Consider the following 246-nt stretch of genomic DNA (forward strand, 5'->3'; position numbering starts at 1 on the left):
TCAGAAATGAAAAAAGCCTCGCTATTTCTAGCGAGGCTTCTTAATAGTGGCGGAGAGATAGGGATTTGAACCCTAGGTACGCTATTAACGTACGCCGGTTTTCAAGACCGGTGCTTTCAACCACTCAGCCATCTCTCCACAAATTGTTACTAAAACTTAGTCTTACTTAAATAATGCTAAATCTCAGTTTTGCCTTTAGATTTTTTAAAATCTAAAAACAGTAAGCAAGCCTGGCGATGTCCTACT

The 246-nt window shown here is 39.4% G+C and carries 1 tRNA gene; it reads right to left on the bottom strand.

The features are described from left to right. Positions 1 to 47: 47 nt before the first annotated feature. A tRNA-Ser gene (locus BCT11_RS06845) sits at positions 48 to 138 on the bottom strand. Between the last annotated feature and the right edge of the window lie 108 nt (positions 139 to 246).

This window comes from Vibrio sp. 10N.222.52.B12 (genome assembly GCF_002875385.1).
Taxonomy (GTDB): Bacteria; Pseudomonadota; Gammaproteobacteria; order Enterobacterales; family Vibrionaceae; genus Vibrio; species Vibrio jasicida.